The organism is Gilvimarinus xylanilyticus, assembly GCF_024195295.1.
GTDB classification, from domain to species: domain Bacteria; phylum Pseudomonadota; class Gammaproteobacteria; order Pseudomonadales; family Cellvibrionaceae; genus Gilvimarinus; species Gilvimarinus xylanilyticus.
In genome coordinates, this window is the sequence record NZ_JAMFTH010000001.1 from 40654 (window position 1) to 57558 (window position 16905).

The following is a 16905-nucleotide window of genomic DNA, read 5'->3' on the forward strand; positions in this document are numbered from 1 at the left end:
CGTATTGTCTCTAGTGTTGATTAAAAGCTGGCGCGTACGCCAAACAAGTAGCGTTTACCAAAACCTTCAATTTCAACCGGGCGGCTTTCGTTACCCTGGTAGCGAATGCCGGTTTCGTCGGTTAAGTTATTGACGTCGGCGTACAAACCAATTGCTTCGGTAATCTGGTAGCGAATGGATAGATCCAGGCGCTCGGTGTCTTGCCAGTAGTAGTCGCCGTCAGCATCGGGCGAAATATCGTCCAGCCAGGCGTCGCGCCACTGCCAGTTCAAACGCACAGACCAGCCGAAGTTTTCGTAATAGACCGATGAGTTAATGATCTGGTCAGAGGTTCCGGGGAAGGCGGTGGTGCGCCCATCGGGGGTGGTGAATTCGCCGTCCAAAAAGGCGACGTTGGCCTGCATACCAAAGCCGTCAAAAGGTTCTGGCAGGAATGACCACTGCTGTTGATAGGCAAGCTCTACCCCGGCGAGTTTGCCGTCGTCACCGTTTAAGGTGGTTTGGTATTCGTAGTCAGAGCGATCAATGCCGTCGCTGTTGTAGCGGTCGTCGCCGACGGTGGTGACAGAGTCGAACAGCACGTTATCTACATCGCGATAGAAGGCACCGATAGACGCGACTGCGGCATCGGCAAAGTACCATTCCAGCGAGGTGTCGACGCCCTTGGCAAATTCGTTTTCCACCTCTGGGTTACCGCCCGATACCGTGGCACCGGCGTCGCTAATGCTGGCTCCGGCGCGCATCTGGTTAAACGTGGGGCGACTGCTACCGGTAACCAGAGCCAGGCGATATTTTAAATCGTCGGTGACTTCAAAGTTCCAGTGAATACTGGGGTACACCTGCAGCTCGTCGCTGTCCAGCGTAATGGGTGTTGTGCTGGTGCCGTCGTTTAGAAAACCTTCACTGGTTAAGTCGGTTTGCTCGATGCGGACGCCCACTAAAATTTGATGCCTGTCCCAGGTCCAGGTGTTCATCAGGTAGGCGCTGGCGATTTTTTCGTTTACCTGATAGCTGGAGTCGGGGCTGATAAATTCATCCGGGTTAACCAATCCCGCATCGGTCAGCGCCGCGAGCGCAGAGTCCAACTCATTGCGCAAGCCGGCATTATCAACGTAAGTAATATCAACGCCGCGATCAAAATCTGTGTCCCAGCTTTCATCGGTCACATACTGGTTGGGATTCCAGTCAAAGCCGATCGCTTGTGCCATAGGGCCCACGGCGACAAACGCCGAGCTGCTACCAGGGGATGTCGCCTCGCGATCATCGTACTGCACGCCAAACTTTAATTCAGAGTCCGCCGAGCCCATAGTCCAAGCGCGGGTAAAATCCAGCTTGGCGGTGTAAGCGTCGGTTTCCGAATTAATTAAATAGTTCACCAGGCCATCAAAGCCAAAGCCGGTTTGGTTTAGGCTGCTGCTTGCCTCGCCCATCACCGGCATGCCTTGCTCATTAAATTCGGTGCTATACAACTGCACTTGCGGGAAACCGCGATCTGTGTGGTCGTAAGTCAGTGAGGCAAATTCCAACGGATCGGTTTGGTTGCGCAGGATAATAGGCAGCTCGACATTGGACTCTGTCTGGGTATAGTTTAAGCGCCAATTAATTTCCCACTCGCCGGCAAAGTGATCGCCACCTAAGGTGTTGGTGAACGTGGAGTTTTCATAGTTGCCGTCTTGCAGCCAGCCTTCAATCGGAACACCGATCAGCTCGCCCGCGTCAGGGCCGCGATTGCCGGCAATGGCGTCTTCCAATGACAGCACATACATATTGCGCTGCTCGTGATCGAGAAACTCGGTGTACAGGGATGACAACACAAAATGGTGCGCCTCGCTGGGGGCGTACTCAAATTTAGCCATGGCCGAATTGGTTTCGCGCTCCAGTTTGTAAGAGCGAAAATCAAAAAACGTCGGTGCGTCGTTTTCGTCGTAACCAATTTCGTTGTTGTCGGTCACTTGCTCCATCGAGAAAGTCGACAGAGCCACCACGGCGCCAAAGGTATCGCCGCCCCAGGCCAAACGACCGGCATAGCGTTCCTGGTCGCCATCGCCCAGCTCCATGGGGCCGTAGCCCACATCGATATCGGCGCTAAAGCCGTCGCTCTCTAAAGGGGAGTAGGTATGAATGTCCACGCGCCCTGCGAGAGCCTCGGATGACATGGCGGGCGTCAGGGTTTTGCTGACCTCCACCGAGTCCATCACCGCTGCGGGTACCGAGTCAAAGCGGAACACGCGCTCTTCGGCGCCGATCACATTGATGCCGTCAAAAGAAACGGTGGTCCAGCGAGCCGGTGCGCCGCGTACCTGAATGTAGCGGGGTTGGCCCTGGTCACGCTGTACCGCTACGGCGGGCAGGCGTGCCAGTGCGGCGGCGGCGGTATGGTCGGGAAAGCGGCCGATATCATCGGCGGCAATGGCGCTTACCACGTTTACCGCATCGCGTTGTAAGGCGATGGATTGCGCTTGGGAGTCGGCAATGGGACTTGCCGATACCAGTACTTCTTCCATCACCGGTGCCACGATTGTCTGTGGCTGTTGTTCGTCCCCCTCGGCGGCCATGGCGCCGTTGCACACCGCTGCGCACAAGGCGGCCAGGGCGCACTTTTTAAATAATGGTTGAGTTGCGAGCATTACACGTCCTCAAAAGTTTGTTTTTTTGACGGCGCATACGCTAAGGCAGGAATGTGACAGATGTGTTACTACGGTGTAGTAGGTGTGCTATATTGTAAATAAGTTGCTATTTTGTATTCTTAGTGTGACTTTGTCATAAAACTGTTATTAAAACTGATTAAGATCGCGCAGCCGTATTGGAGGACATGTGAGAAAAAAGGCGTTGCCAGAACTATCAAAAACGGAATTTACGGTTTTAAATGTGTTGTGGAAAAAGAACCCGCTGTCGGTGCGTGAAATTCACGACCGCCTGAACAACGGCTGGGCTTATACCACCACTAAAACCACGTTGGATCGCATGGCGGGTAAAGGCATTTTAACGCGCGAGTCGGCGCACGGTGTTTTTATCTATGCACCATTGGTGGGGCGTGCTGCGGGATTAGTTCAGTGGGTAAAGTTTATTGCCGACAATGTGTTTGATTTAGAACCCGCCGAGGTGGTGAATTTATTCGCCAAACGAAAAACCTATTCCGACGAAGAGATAAAAGAGCTGCGCGATTTGTTGTCGCGCGATGACGAGCGCCACTGACTTTCTGAGAGTGAACAGTGACAGAACCCACTAGCTTTGTTTTTTACAGCTCCAGCCTGGTTTTGCTGGATTGGGCGCAGCGGTTTTTGCTGTTGTCCGTAGCGGGGTTTGTGGTGGTTTACGCCTTGACTAAGTGGTTAAAGCCCTACAACACTGGGCCAGTGTGGGCAGTTTTTTTAGGTTGGTTGTTTCTTACATCGTCACCGCTGGTGCCGGGTGTGCCGCAAAGCTGGATGGAGTGGACGGGGCTGTCCGCGTTTATTCTCGACGACCCCTGCGTGATGCTGCCAGTGGATCGCGTTGATTCTCTGATTACTCAGAGCCTTCCTTTTGTCACCAATACAGAGTTACTCGTCATTGCCTGGGGGGTAATAGCCTCGGGATTATTGCTTCGAATTATTTATAAAAGATTGAGCTTTGTTCGGATCATTAAAAAAGCAAGCCCGGTGAATGATATTTTCTGGCTTAACTATGTGGAAACTCTGCGCTCGGATTATGGGATTTCCCGTCCGGTTAGCATTTGTCACTCGCAATCTTACGCAGCGCCTTTTACCGTTGGTTATCTGCGCCCTGCAATCTTTTTGCCGTCTGACATAGTGGCTGATTTAGATCGGAATACTGTTAAAGTTATTATTGCTCATGAAATGGCGCATATCGCACGCGGCGATGATTTTAGTGTAACGATACAGCATGTATTTAACGCGCTGTTTTTTTTCAATCCTGTTGTTCGTATCGCACAGCGTAACCTGAACGATGCCCGCGAACTTGATTGCGACTGTCTGGCGGTGGCGCGGGGAAAAATTGCACCGCGCGATTACGGTTTGGCGATGGTGCGTGTGCTGGAATATTTTAAGGGTAGTTTAACGCCGGGGCTGCCGGTGGCGGGCTTTCTTAATAAAGACATCAAAAGCCGTATTCACGGTTTAATGGACACTCGGGCGCAGCAGCGCGGTTGGCTCATGGCTTCGATACTGTCGTTAGTGGGGTTGTTGCTGGTCAGTTCGGTATTGGCTGCCAGTAAGCCGGCGCCTCGCTTGTTGCCACAGGCTCAAGCTCAGGCGTTGCTCAAACCTTTGCGCCCGGTGCATCCAATGCCTGGCGCGAACATGACCGATCATTTGCATCTGGGGTCGCCGCTGGGCTGTTTGATTCCCGAGCGCGATCATTATCACACGGGTATAGACCTGACGCCTCAGGGGCCGGGCACGGCGGTTTTTTCGGTCGCGCCAGGCGTTGTCAGCAAAGTGCTCACTCCGGCGGGCGATTACGGTCAGCTGGTTAAGGTTGAGCATGCCAATGATATTCACGCAACCTATGTACGCCTTGATCGGGTTGATGTAAAAGTGGGGCAGCCTGTGGGGCGCGGTCACAAGCTGGGCGAAAGTGGCGCCAGCCCAGCCACCAATCATGTTCACTTCGAGTTGACTCGAGGCCAGGATATTATCAACCCCGAGCTTATCCTGCCTCACTGATTTATTTTGCCGTCAACGTTTGGCTAATGGTTGTTAGCCCATTAAGCTGTGGTTACTTTATAAAGGAGGTGCCATGCGCTTAATGATTCTGGGATTTACAATCGCTGTGTCGCTTTTGGCCGGCTGTGTTCAGCACAGCTCCGAGCGGCAAACGACCGCGCCAACTAAAGAAGGCTCTGCAATGGTGGCAAGTGCCATCATTAATCGCGCTGCCGACTACCCGCAAAGCCACGCCTCTACCATTGCGCAAACCAGCAATGGAGATTTGGTGGCGGCCTGGTTTGCTGGTCTGCACGAACGTCACCCGCAGGTGAAAATTTATTTTTCCCGCTATCAGCAGGGCAAATGGCTAGCTGCCAAGGCGGTGGCGACCGGCCAGCAGGCCGATGGCTCCTGGCTACCTACCTGGAACCCGGTGCTGTTTCAGCCCCCCGAAGGCGATTTGCACTTGTTTTACAAAGTGGGGCCCAATCCCCGCGAGTGGTGGGGCCTAGTGATTTCCTCGGCAGATGGCGGCCAAACCTGGAGCGAGCCTAAGCGCTTGCCCAAAGGGATTCTTGGCCCCATTAAAAACAAGCCTGTAGTCACCGGTATGGGGGCCTGGCTGTCGCCATCGAGCACCGAGGGGCCAGAGGGCTGGCGGCTGCATTTTGAAATCAGTAAAGATCAGGGCGAGAGCTGGAGCAAGACTGCCCCTGTAGATCCGGGGCCGGGTATCGATGCAATTCAGCCCAGTGTTTTGTTTTACCCCGATGGCCGCTTGCAGGCTTTGGCGCGCACTAAACAGGGCGTCATCGGCAGCAGCTGGTCGGTGGATCGCGGTAAAACCTGGTCGCCGATAGCGGCCATCGAGCTGCCAAACCCCAGCGCGGGAACCGATGCCGTCACTCTCGCGGATGGTCGCCAGTTGCTGGTTTATAACCACGCCGCTCACAACCCTGCGACTCCCGGTAAGGGACCTCGCTATCCGCTGGCGTTGGCCACATCCCGAGACGGTGTACGCTGGCAGCGGGTGCTGACCCTGGAAGATCAGCCGCTAAAAGAGGGCTATGGCTACCCGGCGATTATTCAGGCCTCGGATGGTCTGGTGCATGTGACTTACACGGTGGGTCGTGAGCGTATTAAGCACGTGGTGGTCGATCCGGCCAAGTTGAGCACAGCAAGGGTTAACCCTTAACGCCTGCATGTTTATTTAAAAACACAGGTATTTCGGCCCGAGTGTTTGGCTTGGTAAAGGGCAGCATCTGCGCGCTGAAATGTCTCAGTAAAGCTTTCGCGGGCTCGGGCGCAGGTAATACCAATACTAATGGTTAGGCCATCGCTCACACCATCGAACTCAGTTTGCGAGATCAGTTGCCGCAACTTTTCCGCCAGGGCCTGGGCGTCTTGTTCCTCGGTTTGCGGGCAGATCAGCATAAATTCCTCACCACCCCAGCGACAAAAAGTGTCCTGGGCGCGAATGTTGTGCAAAATTAACGTACACAGGGCTTTCAGTGTTTCGTCGCCCTGTTGATGGCCCAGGTTATCGTTGAGTTGTTTAAAGTGATCCAAATCAATCAGCATAAGCGCCAACTTGGCAAAGCTTTCGCCGCTGGGGTAAAGCCGATCTAACTCTGGCGCTATCCCGTGGCGATTGAGTACGCCGGTTAGCTGGTCGCGCATGGACAGTTGTTTGTATTTCTCCGATTTATCGTGCAGCGACTGGCTGTAACTTTGCAGCGATTCCAGGCGTTCTTCATCACGCGCGACACGGCGTTTTAGCCCCCAGTATTGGCGCAGGGCTATTGCCACCAGCGCTACCACCCACAGCCCCAGTAATAACTGATACCAGTTCGCCCGGCTGAGCAAGGGGCCGGTAAACTCAATGCGATTTACGGTAAACGTGTGTGCTCCTAGTTCTGAGGGGTAGGCTAAATCAATGCCAAACATAATCGCTTGCTCAAAGCCGGGCATGGTGTATTCCAGCGGCACATTGTTATCGTGTTTTCACCAATCAGCCACGGTAAACAGTGCCAGTGGTGCGCGCCAGGGCGGCTGGTATTGGTCCACCGAGACAATTACGTTGTTAAACTTGTTGCTTTCGTAGTCGTTGGGTTGGGAGAAACCCGGCTCAAAGTTGCGGATATAAAAACGGATTTTTCCGGTAGGGCCCTGGTATTTCACATCGAGTTCAATATGGGTATAGGGCGTCAGGTCTATGCCTTGCTCGCGGCCGTCGCCCAGAGGAATATGCATGCCACATATTTTCCAGGCTTCGCTGGGGCGCATAACGCAGCGAAACTGCCCCGGGGTCTCTGTCCAGCTGACAGTGGATTTTCCTCCTCGTTCGGCATCGGCGAATAATAACTCGCGACCCAACTCGGGATTGGGCCAAATTTGCAGGTGACGCTCTGGCAGCCACTCGTACATTAGTACTAACAATGCCGTAAAAAGTGCGGCCATCAATGTTAGGCGATAGCCAACGTGTTTCCCTACTCTGTACATAGATAACCAATATTATTGCTGTTTTTCTATTAACCCGGCCATTATGATTGTCGGGTTAATAGCGGTGCAGGATGCGCCCCGACGCCGCCGAAGGCGAGCCCTGTAAAATTAAGGGGTGTCGCAACTTCCGTCGATTTCACAGGGCGACCATTAAAATGCTCAGGTCTAGCATTTCAATCTCCACGTTAATAAGCGTATAGGCGATTGCCCTCGGGGTAAAGCCCGTGGGTGTGGTGACACTGAGGCGGCAACTGGCCTAAAATCTTAGCGCACCGGTAACCCAGTCCCCAAAGGAGTGCCTATGTACGATGGCGAAAGAATCAACAGTATTACCCATTTGGTGGGCGCAGTTCTGGCGCTGGTGGGGTTTGGTGCGTTACTGACGATTAGTATTCAGCAGTGGGATGCCGCGCTGATCGTCAGCTTTGTGATTTTCGGTGTGACCCTGGTTTTGCTCTACACCATGTCCACCCTGTACCACAGTTTCCGCTCGCCCAAGGTCAAAGCGGTATTTCGCCAATTAGATCATGTGTGTATTTACCTGCTGATTGCCGGCACCTATACCCCGTTTATGTTGGTGACTATTGGCGGCACGACGGGGTTGATTATGCTGGTTGTTATCTGGTCGTTGGCGTTGGTGGGTTTGCTGTTGGATATCTTGCCCAAAAAGCGCATTAAATGGCTGCAGATTTTAATTTATCTGGTTATGGGCTGGGTGTGTGTGGTGGTCTATCGCGACCTGGCGGCCAACTTTGATCCGGTGGGGCTTCTGTGGCTTTGGCTGGGCGGGGTTGCCTATACCGTGGGGGTGATTTTTTACGTGTTGGATGGCATGCGCAAGCTGCGCCACGCCCACGGTATTTGGCATATGTTTGTGTTAGCGGGTTCTTTCTGTCATTTCGTTTCTATTGTCGCCTATGTGCGCTAGGCCGCGCCAAAATAGCAAGACGGCGGTGGCGATAAAACTGAGGTTAATGCCCAAAGGCGCCGCTTTCCAGGCGTAGGCGCCGAACGCCATTGCATGCAGAATGACCATTGCCAATAGCGTCAGTGCACCGGTTAGTTGCAGCAGCCCTTTGCTGCGGTTGGGGCGATCGACCCACTGACACAGCAGTGCAGCGATAACCAGCGCGCCCCAAAAAATCCATTTGGAGCTGCCGCCCAGCGCCAGTTGTGCTACTGCCGTTAGGCCCAGCGCCAGCGGGGTGCCCCACACAATAGCGGTCCAGATATTATTCAGCCCATCGCGCTGGCGCCGCTTGGCCAGCCAGATATTGATACCGCTCACTGAAATAACGGCCAGCGCCAAACCGAGCGCGACATAGGCGAGCTTAACCAGCAAACCGCCAAAGTGGCCAAAGTGAATTCGGTACACCGAGAAAATCGCCTGGCGGCCCGCTTCGCCGTCGCTAAAGCCCACCTTACTTAAATAATTACCGGCGCTGTCAAAGCGATACTGCTCGGCATAAATTAAGCGTTCCGGGTGTTCGGCGCCCAGCAAAATATACTGGTGCTCGGTGCCTACATCTTCCACGGTAATGTAAAACGGTTCGGCTTCGGGGGCGATCTGCGGCATTTGCGCCAGGGCTTTACCTACGGCGGCGGTTTGTAGCGGTTGCTCCAGTTCGGGTTCGGCGCCGTAAATGGCGGGTACCACCTTACTGGTATCGCCATCGTAAAACGCCTGTGCGCCAATCAAGACAAATAAGCTGGCGAGGCCAAAAAACGCCCCGGTAACGCCAATCATTAAATGAAAGGGTGCGCCCCAGACGCTAAAGCGGTTGTGCCAGTCGGCCTGACTCAGGCGGGGGGCCGCTTTGGGGCGCAGGGTAAAGGCATCTTTAAAAATACGCGGGTGGGATAAAAAGCCCGAGATAATCAAGCCGCATAGCATCACCCCGAGAATACTCACCACGATCATGCCAAAGCTTTTGGGCAGGTGCAGATAAAGATGTAAATCGATCAGTAGCTGAGTCCAGGGGGTGTCGACTTTATCCCCCAGACTGCCGTCGGCGTTGACAAAATAGCTGCCGTCGTCGGATGCCACTCGCATATTGGGGCTGGCGGCGGTGGGCAGCATGACAAACATATGGTGGTGATGTTCGCTGTCCGTCTCGGCTTTATTTTGCTCCGCCATAACCTGCTTTTCTAACAGGTTATAAGCGCTTTGCACTTGTTCGGGAGTCACCTGATGGCGCTCGGGGGCGTCGGCCTGCTCCCAGTGCTCTAACTCGTGCTCGAACACCAAAAACGAACCCGACAAACACACCAAATACATAAAGGCGCCCACGGCCAGGCCCAGCCAGGCGTGGCTGGCCAGCGACTGTTTGACGAGGGCAGGGGAGAGTAATTGTTTCATAGCGTTACAACATAATAATGACGCCACTGACCAAGCCGGCCACCAGCAAAGAGACGGGAGGGCGCAGGGGGCGAGGATCGGCCAGCAGCCAATAGGCGGCAGCGCCCCAGACGACCGGCGAGACTAGAGCTGCCAACACCATGGCGTTTACATTCGACAGTGGCAGCAGTTTGGCGAGGGCAACCAACAGGGCGACACTGACCAAACCCGATAGCAAGACAACCGTGAATACCCGCCATAATTGCAGGCCGACCTGGCGTGCATTTGCCCATTGCAATGGGGTGCGGATTTGGGGCTTTACTTTTTGCCGCCGCGAATCCTGGTTGCCTATTGTCACTGCCCAGGCGGCCAGCGCCAGGGTGATCAACGTAAAGCTGATGCCAAACTCGGCCCCTTGGGCCCTGGACCAGGCCGCCGCCCCGGCGCCGATCAGCACCCAGCCGGCCCAAGTGAGTAGCGGTGTGCGCCGCTTAAGGCGCCAGGCGGCAAAGAGTGCGGCTAAACCAATACATGCCAGGGCGCAGCCGAGTAAAGCCAATATCATGGAAGCTCCAGTCAGATGTTAAGCGCGCCAATAGTAGTGAGAAATATTATTAACTGCAACCGCCGGTGGGGGGATCCCACGTATCGCGGAAGCTGGGGTTGATGCTTTTTGGTAAGCACCTAAAAGATAATAATTATTACAATTATTTACATCCAAGGAAAACAAGATGATAATGAGTCTTTTTAGCGCCAACTATATCAGGAGGATAGAAGTTCCATGCAATATCACCACTCGCTTATCACCCGCCTCAGCCCCCTCGCTCTCGCCATCTCATTGGTGCCCGGTTATGCCATGGCGCAAACCGATTCTGTTAGCGACTCTGATGAAAAAAGTAAGCCCAAGGAAATAGAAGAGCTGGTAGTGATTGGCGAGCCGGTAGACAGCTTGCTAACCACGGCCGATTTGGACCGCAAACAGGCCAATGATCTGGATGATATCTTCTCGGGCGTGCCCACGGTTTTGGTGGGCGGCTCGGTCGGGGCGGCGCAAAAAATTTACGTGCGCAACCTGGGCGAAGATACCTTGAACATCTCCGTCGATGGCGCCACCCAGTCCGGGGTGACCTACCACCACACTGGCCGTATTTCGGTCGAGCCCGAATTGCTTAAACAAGTGCATGTACAAGTGGGGGCGGGCGACGCCACCAGCGGCCCCGGCGCGCTGGGCGGGGCGATTAAATTTGAAACCAAAGACCCGGAAGACCTGTTAGGTAATCGCAATTTTGGCGGTATCGTCAAAGCCGGGTATTTTTCTAATACCGAAGGCTACAAAGGCAGCGGCACGGTGTTTGGCCGGCTGGGCGACACCTTTAGTGCCATGGCCAGCTATGTGACGTCTGATCAGGACGATATGCAAGACCCCAATGGCAACGAACTGCCGGGCACCAACTCGGACCAGGATCTGGGTTTTGTCAAATTTGTGGGTGATTTTGGCGGCGGACATAAGGCCAGCATCAGCTACGAAAATCTGGCCGAAGAGGGCGAAAAACTGACCCGCCCCGAGTGGGGGGAAGGGCCGCGCAATCCGCTGCGCGATTTGGAGTTCGAGCGTGCAACCACCACCGCAAAATACTCCTGGGATAAACCCGACAGTGATTTACTGCTGCTGGATGTCAGCCTGTACAACACCGACTTTGAGATCTACCGCCCCTGGGACGATTACGCCAGTGCTGTGGATACCCAGGGTTTTGTGATCAGCAACACCAGCCAGGTGGGCGAGCACAACATTGTGTACGGCTCGGATTACCGCGACGATGAAGTGACTGCCGGTGAAAGCGCACTGGGCGGTAACGCCTTTACCGAAACCAGCGATGTGCTGGGCTTTTTTGTGCAAGACCGCTTCCAGGCGACCGAGGCGCTGTTATTCACCTTTGGCACCCGCTGGGATGACTTTAATGCGGTGGACAAAGAAAATAACGAGTTTACCTCTGATGGTTTTAGCCCCAACGTCGGTTTTGCCTATGACCTGACCCGCGACTTGACCTTCAGCGGCGGTTACGCCGAATCCTTGCGTGGGGTAGAAACCAACGACGGCTTCAAGCTGTTTGGTACCACCAATGATCCGGACTTAAAAGCCGAGCGCGCCAAAAACTTTGAGCTGGGGCTGGACTACACTCTGGGCAGCTTTTTGCTAAGTGCCGGTTATCACGACACCACCATTGAAGACGCGATTGGTAACGATGTGCCCTGGTCGCGCCACTACGAAAACCTGGGCGAGCTGGAAACCAATGGCTACTCCCTGGGCGCCACCTACAACGGCGAGCGCTTGTTCTCCAAGTGGACCTATGTCGATACCGATGTCGAGCTGGATGGCGAACCTCTTACCCGCTATTCCTATGGTTATTTGGGGACCTCCACCGGTAATACTCTAACCATGGACACTTCTTACCAGGTGAACTCTACGATTGATGTCGGCTGGATTATGACCCTGGTGCAGGATTTGGATGATATTTATGTTGAGTCTGCCGGTGCCAGTATCAGCAAGCCGGGCTACAACGTGCACGATATCTACGCCCACTGGGAGCCCAGCGGCCTGCGCGGTTTTAGTGTGACCCTGACGGTAAAAAATGTGTTTGATGAGGAGTACCTGGACCACGGCAGTGTGGAGGACTTTACTCATTTGGACGGCTACACCGGTATCAAGGGCTATCCCGCACCGGGGCAGGATATTCGCTTGAGCATGGCGCTGCGTTTCTAACTGGCGGCGCAAAGCGCAGTGGTTAAGGCCGCTGCGCTTTTTTTGTGTCTGAAGTTTTTACAGCGCCAGCGACCCGCCCTCAAGCCAGCGCTGTACTCGAAGGATTTGATCCTGTTTGGCATCCTCGTCGCTGAGCGGTAAATAGATATCGGGTAATACGCCATGGGTATCCACCGGGTAGTGGGGTAGGCGCGCGCTGCGCGAGCTGGCGTACCAAAGTGTCATGCCCGATTCGGGTAAGCGATGACTGACCAGGTTTGAGTAGTCCAGTGCCCCGGCGGTAGGCTGTCCGATTAATGTCACTTTAAAGCTTTGCCGGGCGGTCAGTAGAAATTGCTCGCCAGCGCTATAGCAGTGGGGGCCTGTGAGTATGGCCACCCGCGCGGGGCCCGAGGGCTCGGCGCGGGTGCTGTTTAAACTGTAGGTGCGCGATGCGGTGCTGACGAACGAGCCCCGGCGCGACTCGCCCATGGTTTGAATAACTTTGCGCAAATAATCGGCGGCGTCGCCCTCGGAGGGGGGCGCATCGTCGGCGCTAAGCTCGTCTACAAGCCGTTGCAAACCGTCAATATTTTCGTGGGTGGCGCGCCACTGCACGCCGATGTTCACCACCTCGCCGTCCAGTATCCAGGGCAACAGGCTGGCGTAACTCCAGTCACTGCCGCCGCCGTTTAATCGTAAGTCAATAATCCAGTGAGGGCACTGCTCGAGTGTGGCGCGGTTGGTGTCGAGTAATTCTTGCAAAGGCCGCTGGTATTGCGGCTCGAAGCTTTGCAGGCGCAATAGCACACAAGTGTCTGATAGTTGCTCGAGGCGGGGGCCGAGGTCGCGGTGGTTGTTATCGCTCTCGCTCTCGCCATTGTGAGCGATGCTGACCGGCTGAATACCCAAATGGTGCTGGCGATAGTGGTGCAAGTGGCGGGTGTAAAGTTCGGCGCACTCGTGCCAGCTGTTTATGCCCCGCAGCGCCGCCATGGTGCGTTGCAGTGACTGCTCAAAAAACGCCTCGCCCCGGTGCTCGATATGGCTGGGGGCACCGGCGTCGTTGCTGCGAAAATAGTAATCCAGGTAGTTAAGCTCGCGCGCGGCGAGCTTAAAGCAAAAAGGCGCTTCGGCCAGGGTGGTGTCCATAATGTAAAATCAGCTTCCTGTCTGTGGGGCCCTTTAGAGCTTACTCCGCCAGAGTTTTACGCACGGCGGCTTGCCAGCCTTTTATCATAGTCGCTCGGGTGGTGGCGTCAATGTGGGGGCTGGCCTGGCGCTCTTGCGTCCAGTGTTTGGCAATATCCTGTAAGCTTGCGAACAGGCCCAGTTGCAAAGCGGCGAGCTGGGCAGCACCCAGGGCGGTGGTTTCAATCATACGGGGGCGCTCTACGGTGGTGTCGGTAATATCCGCCAGCGTCTGCAGCAACCAGTTGTTGGCGATCATTCCGCCGTCTACCCGCAGTGCACGCGTGCTGTGCCCGGCGTCCTTTTCCATGGCTTCCAGCAAATCGCGGGTTTGATAGCACACGGCCTCCAGTGCGGCGCGGGCGATTTCGGCGCGCCCGCTATCGCGGCTTAATCCGCAGATGGTGGCGCGGGCATCGGGTTCCCAGTGGGGCGCGCCCAGGCCCGTAAATGCGGGCACTAAATAAACCCCGTGGTTGCCGTCCAAGCTGGCCGCCAGGGCCTCAGTCTCGGCCGCTTCGCGGATTATGCCCAGCTTATCGCGCAGCCACTGTACCGCTGCGCCCGCGATAAATATGGAGCCTTCCAGCGCATAGTGTGGTTCGCCGTTTATGCGATAGGCCAGGGTGGTCAGCAGCCGGTTGGACGATGCCTTGGGGGTGTCGCCTGTGTGCATCAGAGCAAAACAGCCGGTGCCGTAAGTGCTTTTAATCATGCCCGGGGCAAAGCAGGCCTGTCCTATCATGGCCGCGTGCTGGTCTCCGGCGACACCGGTAATCGGAATTTGCCGCCCCTCCAAACCTTCGGTCGCGGTACCAAAGTCGGCGGCGCAGTCCAGCACTTCGGGCAGAAGGCTCGCGGGAATATTGAACAGCTTTAACAGCTCTTCGTCCCATTGTTGGGTGTGAATATTAAACAGGGCTGTGCGGCTGGCATTGGTGGCATCGGTCACGTGCCTTTGGCCGTTGGTAAATTTCCAAATCAGCCATGAGTCGATGGTGCCAAACGCCAGCTCGCCGCGCCCAGCGCGCTCGCGGGCGCCTTCGACCTTGTCCAAAATCCAGGCGAGCTTGGTGGCGGAAAAGTAAGGATCGAGCAACAGACCGGTGCGCTCGCGCAGCAGGGGCTCCTGGCCTTCGTTGCGCAAGCGACGGCAGGTGTCGGCAGTGCGTCTGTCTTGCCAGACAATGGCCGGGTAAATCGGTTCGCCGCTGCTTTTGTCCCACACCAGCGTTGTCTCGCGCTGGTTGGTAATGCCAATGCCCACAACATTCTGCCGGGCGGGCAGCTGCGCCAACGCTTGGTTGCAGACATCGGTGGTGACTTGCCAAATTTCCAACGGGTCGTGTTCAACCCAGCCATCGGCGGGAAAATGTTGGGTAAATTCCTGCTGGGCGCTGGCAAGCATTTCCCCCTGGCGTGAAAATAACAGCGCCCGGCTGCTGGTGGTGCCTTGATCAATAGCAAGAATGGCGTCGCTCAAGCGTTACCTCATCCGGTTTGTGAGTGTTGTAATGATTGTAGTGTATAAAAAGTGAATGCCAAATGATCTGACAACCAGACTCGGGGCTCGGTGGTGTGATTATTGAGGCGTGGCTATTGAGGCGCGAGAGGGGCGGGAAATTTTTGTGGTGAGGGGGGCGGTTTGCAGTGCGCCAGCGCACGCGGATGAGAAGCCGGGGCGGATCACAAACCCGCCCCGCTATTGACCGCTACCAGAAGCGGACGTAGATGCCCACGGTAATCGCGATAATCACCACGGTGTGGAAAATATCCCACTTGGTGATACCGGCTTTGATTTCCGCTTTTTGCTCCGGGCTGATAGAGCCGTAGGTGATACCGGCAATTTGGCTATCGGGCGCGCGCTGAGTAAAGAAGCTAACGCCGATAACAATAGCGCAGGTTGCCAGGAACAGGCCGATGCAGTAGTACAGCCAGTTAACGGTCACCAGTGACTCTAAAATGCCACCGGCCGGCAGGCTGTCGGAAAAGATCTGCAGTACCAGGCGCGTCATGCCCAGAATAAAGCCCCCGACCAGACCGATAAAACCTGCGGTGGGGGTGATTCGTTTAGAGAATACACCCAGCAGGAACACCACGGCGACCGCCGGGGCAATCAGCGACTGAACCAGTTGCAGATATTCGTAGAGTACATCCGCAACCATCTGCATCACCGGAATCCAGATAACACCCAACGCAACCACCACCAGAGTGGCCATACGGCCCACTTTTACCAGGTGTTGCTCGGACGATTCGGGCTTAAAGCGCTTGTAAAAATCGATGGTGAACAGGGTCGCCGACGAATTAAACAGCGATGCCAGCGAGCTCATCAAGGCGGCAATCAGGCCCCCGATGACAATACCTTTAACACCGGCAGGCAGCAAGGTAGAAACCAGTGTGGCGAACGCTTGGTCCGGCGTATCCATTTGGATAATGCCTTTTTCGTTCAGGGCGAAGGCGATCATGCCCGGGAACAAAAAGATAAATACTGGCAGCAGCTTCAGATACCCGGCAAAAAAGGTACCGCGACGCGCCGCCTGAATGCCCTTGGCCGACAGCACACGCTGAACGATGTACTGATCGGTACACCAGTACCAAAAACCAATAATCATCGAGCCGAAAATAACGCCGGGCCAGGGGAAGTTCGGGTCAGAGGCGGGGCGGAACAGGCTCATTTTCTCGCCATTAATGCGCTCCAGTTCGGCAAAGCCGCCCAGCGCTTCCAGGCCGGTGACCAGAATAACCACCGAGCCAATAATCAGCACCGGCGTTTGAATCACCGAGGTCCAGAGAATGGCTTTCATGCCCCCTAGGACGGTGTAAATACCGGTAATCAGCACCAGGCCAATCGCCGCCACCCAGAAGAAGTCAAAGCCCCACAGGGTATCAATGCCTAGCACCGTCTGCAGCACCACGCCGCCCGCGTATACCGTCACCGACACTTTGGTCAGTACATAGCTGATTAGCGAGATAATAGAGAGGAAGGTGCGGCTAGAGGGACCGTAACGGCGCTCCAGAAACTCGGGCATGGTGTAAATTTTACTGGACCAGTAAAAGGGAACGAACATCCAACCCAGCAAAATAATAATAAACGACTGCAGCTCCCAGTGGGCCATGGCCATACCGGTTTGTGCCCCGGCGCCGGACAGCCCAACCAAGTGCTCCGAGCCGATGTTAGAGGCGAAAATCGATGAACCAATGACCAGCCAGCCGGCGTTGCGCCCGGCGAGAAAATAGTCCGCGGTATCGTTTTCTTTTTGCCGCATGCAGATACCTACAGTGACGGCGAGTACTAGGAAGAAAGCGCCTAGTACCCAATAGTCTAAAAGGGCGAATTCAATCATTATTTGTATTCCCTGCTATACATAATTATAAGACTTAGCACAGTGTGGACTTATTATACTATAATAGTTTGTGTGACTATAAGTCGGCGTGTCGGTGGCGCTGATAAATCGCACGACCGGCGCAATCATAGCAAAGCCGCG

13 protein-coding genes are annotated in these 16905 nt (G+C 55.1%); 5 read left to right on the forward strand and 8 right to left on the reverse strand.

The window, feature by feature from the left end; genetic code table 11:
* Positions 1–20 precede the first annotated feature (20 nt).
* Positions 21–2627, reverse strand: coding sequence for a TonB-dependent receptor (locus M6D89_RS00180; protein WP_253966008.1), 2607 nt, complete (start codon positions 2625–2627; stop codon positions 21–23).
* A gap of 187 nt (positions 2628–2814) precedes the next feature.
* Here M6D89_RS00180 and M6D89_RS00185 point away from each other — a divergent pair, with 187 nt between their 5' ends.
* The 3 genes from M6D89_RS00185 (at position 2815) to M6D89_RS00195 (ending at position 5844) form a co-directional block, all read left to right on the forward strand.
* Positions 2815–3195 (forward strand): BlaI/MecI/CopY family transcriptional regulator, encoded by a 381-nt coding sequence (locus M6D89_RS00185; RefSeq protein ID WP_336297523.1) that lies wholly within the window; start codon positions 2815–2817, stop codon positions 3193–3195.
* Positions 3196–3212: 17 nt separating this feature from the next.
* Positions 3213–4667, forward strand: a complete 1455-nt coding sequence (locus M6D89_RS00190; RefSeq protein ID WP_253966010.1) for a M56 family metallopeptidase — start codon at positions 3213–3215, stop codon at positions 4665–4667.
* Positions 4668–4740: 73 nt separating this feature from the next.
* Positions 4741–5844, forward strand: coding sequence for a sialidase family protein (locus M6D89_RS00195; RefSeq protein WP_253966011.1), 1104 nt, complete (start codon positions 4741–4743; stop codon positions 5842–5844).
* A gap of 11 nt (positions 5845–5855) precedes the next feature.
* Here the strand turns inward: M6D89_RS00195 and M6D89_RS00200 are convergent, their stop codons facing one another.
* Positions 5856–6638 carry a GGDEF domain-containing protein gene (locus tag M6D89_RS00200; protein WP_253966012.1) on the reverse strand — a complete coding sequence of 261 codons (783 nt, stop codon included), beginning with the start codon at positions 6636–6638 and terminating at the stop codon, positions 5856–5858.
* Positions 6639–6653: 15 nt separating this feature from the next.
* On the reverse strand, positions 6654–7151 hold the full coding sequence (locus tag M6D89_RS00205) for a hypothetical protein (protein WP_253966013.1): 498 nt from the start codon (positions 7149–7151) through the stop codon (positions 6654–6656).
* A 301-nt stretch (positions 7152–7452) separates the two neighbouring features.
* Here M6D89_RS00205 and trhA point away from each other — a divergent pair, with 301 nt between their 5' ends.
* On the forward strand, positions 7453–8079 hold the full coding sequence (gene trhA, locus M6D89_RS00210; RefSeq protein ID WP_253966014.1) for a PAQR family membrane homeostasis protein TrhA: 627 nt from the start codon (positions 7453–7455) through the stop codon (positions 8077–8079).
* Here trhA and M6D89_RS00215 read toward each other — a convergent pair.
* Together M6D89_RS00215 and M6D89_RS00220 are read right to left on the reverse strand one after the other, a co-directional pair.
* Positions 8029–9510 (reverse strand): PepSY-associated TM helix domain-containing protein, encoded by a 1482-nt coding sequence (locus tag M6D89_RS00215; RefSeq protein WP_253966015.1) that lies wholly within the window; start codon positions 9508–9510, stop codon positions 8029–8031. The two genes, trhA and M6D89_RS00215, sit on opposite strands and share 51 nt — an antisense overlap.
* Before the next feature lie 4 nt (positions 9511–9514).
* On the reverse strand, positions 9515–10054 hold the full coding sequence (locus tag M6D89_RS00220) for a hypothetical protein (protein WP_253966016.1): 540 nt from the start codon (positions 10052–10054) through the stop codon (positions 9515–9517).
* 216 nt (positions 10055–10270) lie between these two features.
* On the opposite strand from M6D89_RS00220, the gene M6D89_RS00225 reads away from it, so the two are divergent.
* Positions 10271–12250 (forward strand): TonB-dependent receptor, encoded by a 1980-nt coding sequence (locus M6D89_RS00225; protein ID WP_253966017.1) that lies wholly within the window; start codon positions 10271–10273, stop codon positions 12248–12250.
* A gap of 57 nt (positions 12251–12307) precedes the next feature.
* Here the strand turns inward: M6D89_RS00225 and M6D89_RS00230 are convergent, their stop codons facing one another.
* From M6D89_RS00230 to M6D89_RS00240, 3 genes are all read right to left on the reverse strand, one after another.
* The gene (locus M6D89_RS00230) at positions 12308–13381 is read right to left on the reverse strand and encodes a S41 family peptidase (RefSeq protein WP_253966018.1); all 1074 of its coding nucleotides are present in this window, start codon (positions 13379–13381) and stop codon (positions 12308–12310) included.
* A gap of 40 nt (positions 13382–13421) precedes the next feature.
* Positions 13422–14903, reverse strand: a complete 1482-nt coding sequence (gene glpK / locus M6D89_RS00235; protein ID WP_253966019.1) for a glycerol kinase GlpK — start codon at positions 14901–14903, stop codon at positions 13422–13424.
* Between the two features lie 229 nt (positions 14904–15132).
* On the reverse strand, positions 15133–16686 hold the full coding sequence (locus M6D89_RS00240) for a sodium:solute symporter (RefSeq protein WP_253966020.1): 1554 nt from the start codon (positions 16684–16686) through the stop codon (positions 15133–15135).
* Between the last annotated feature and the right edge of the window lie 219 nt (positions 16687–16905).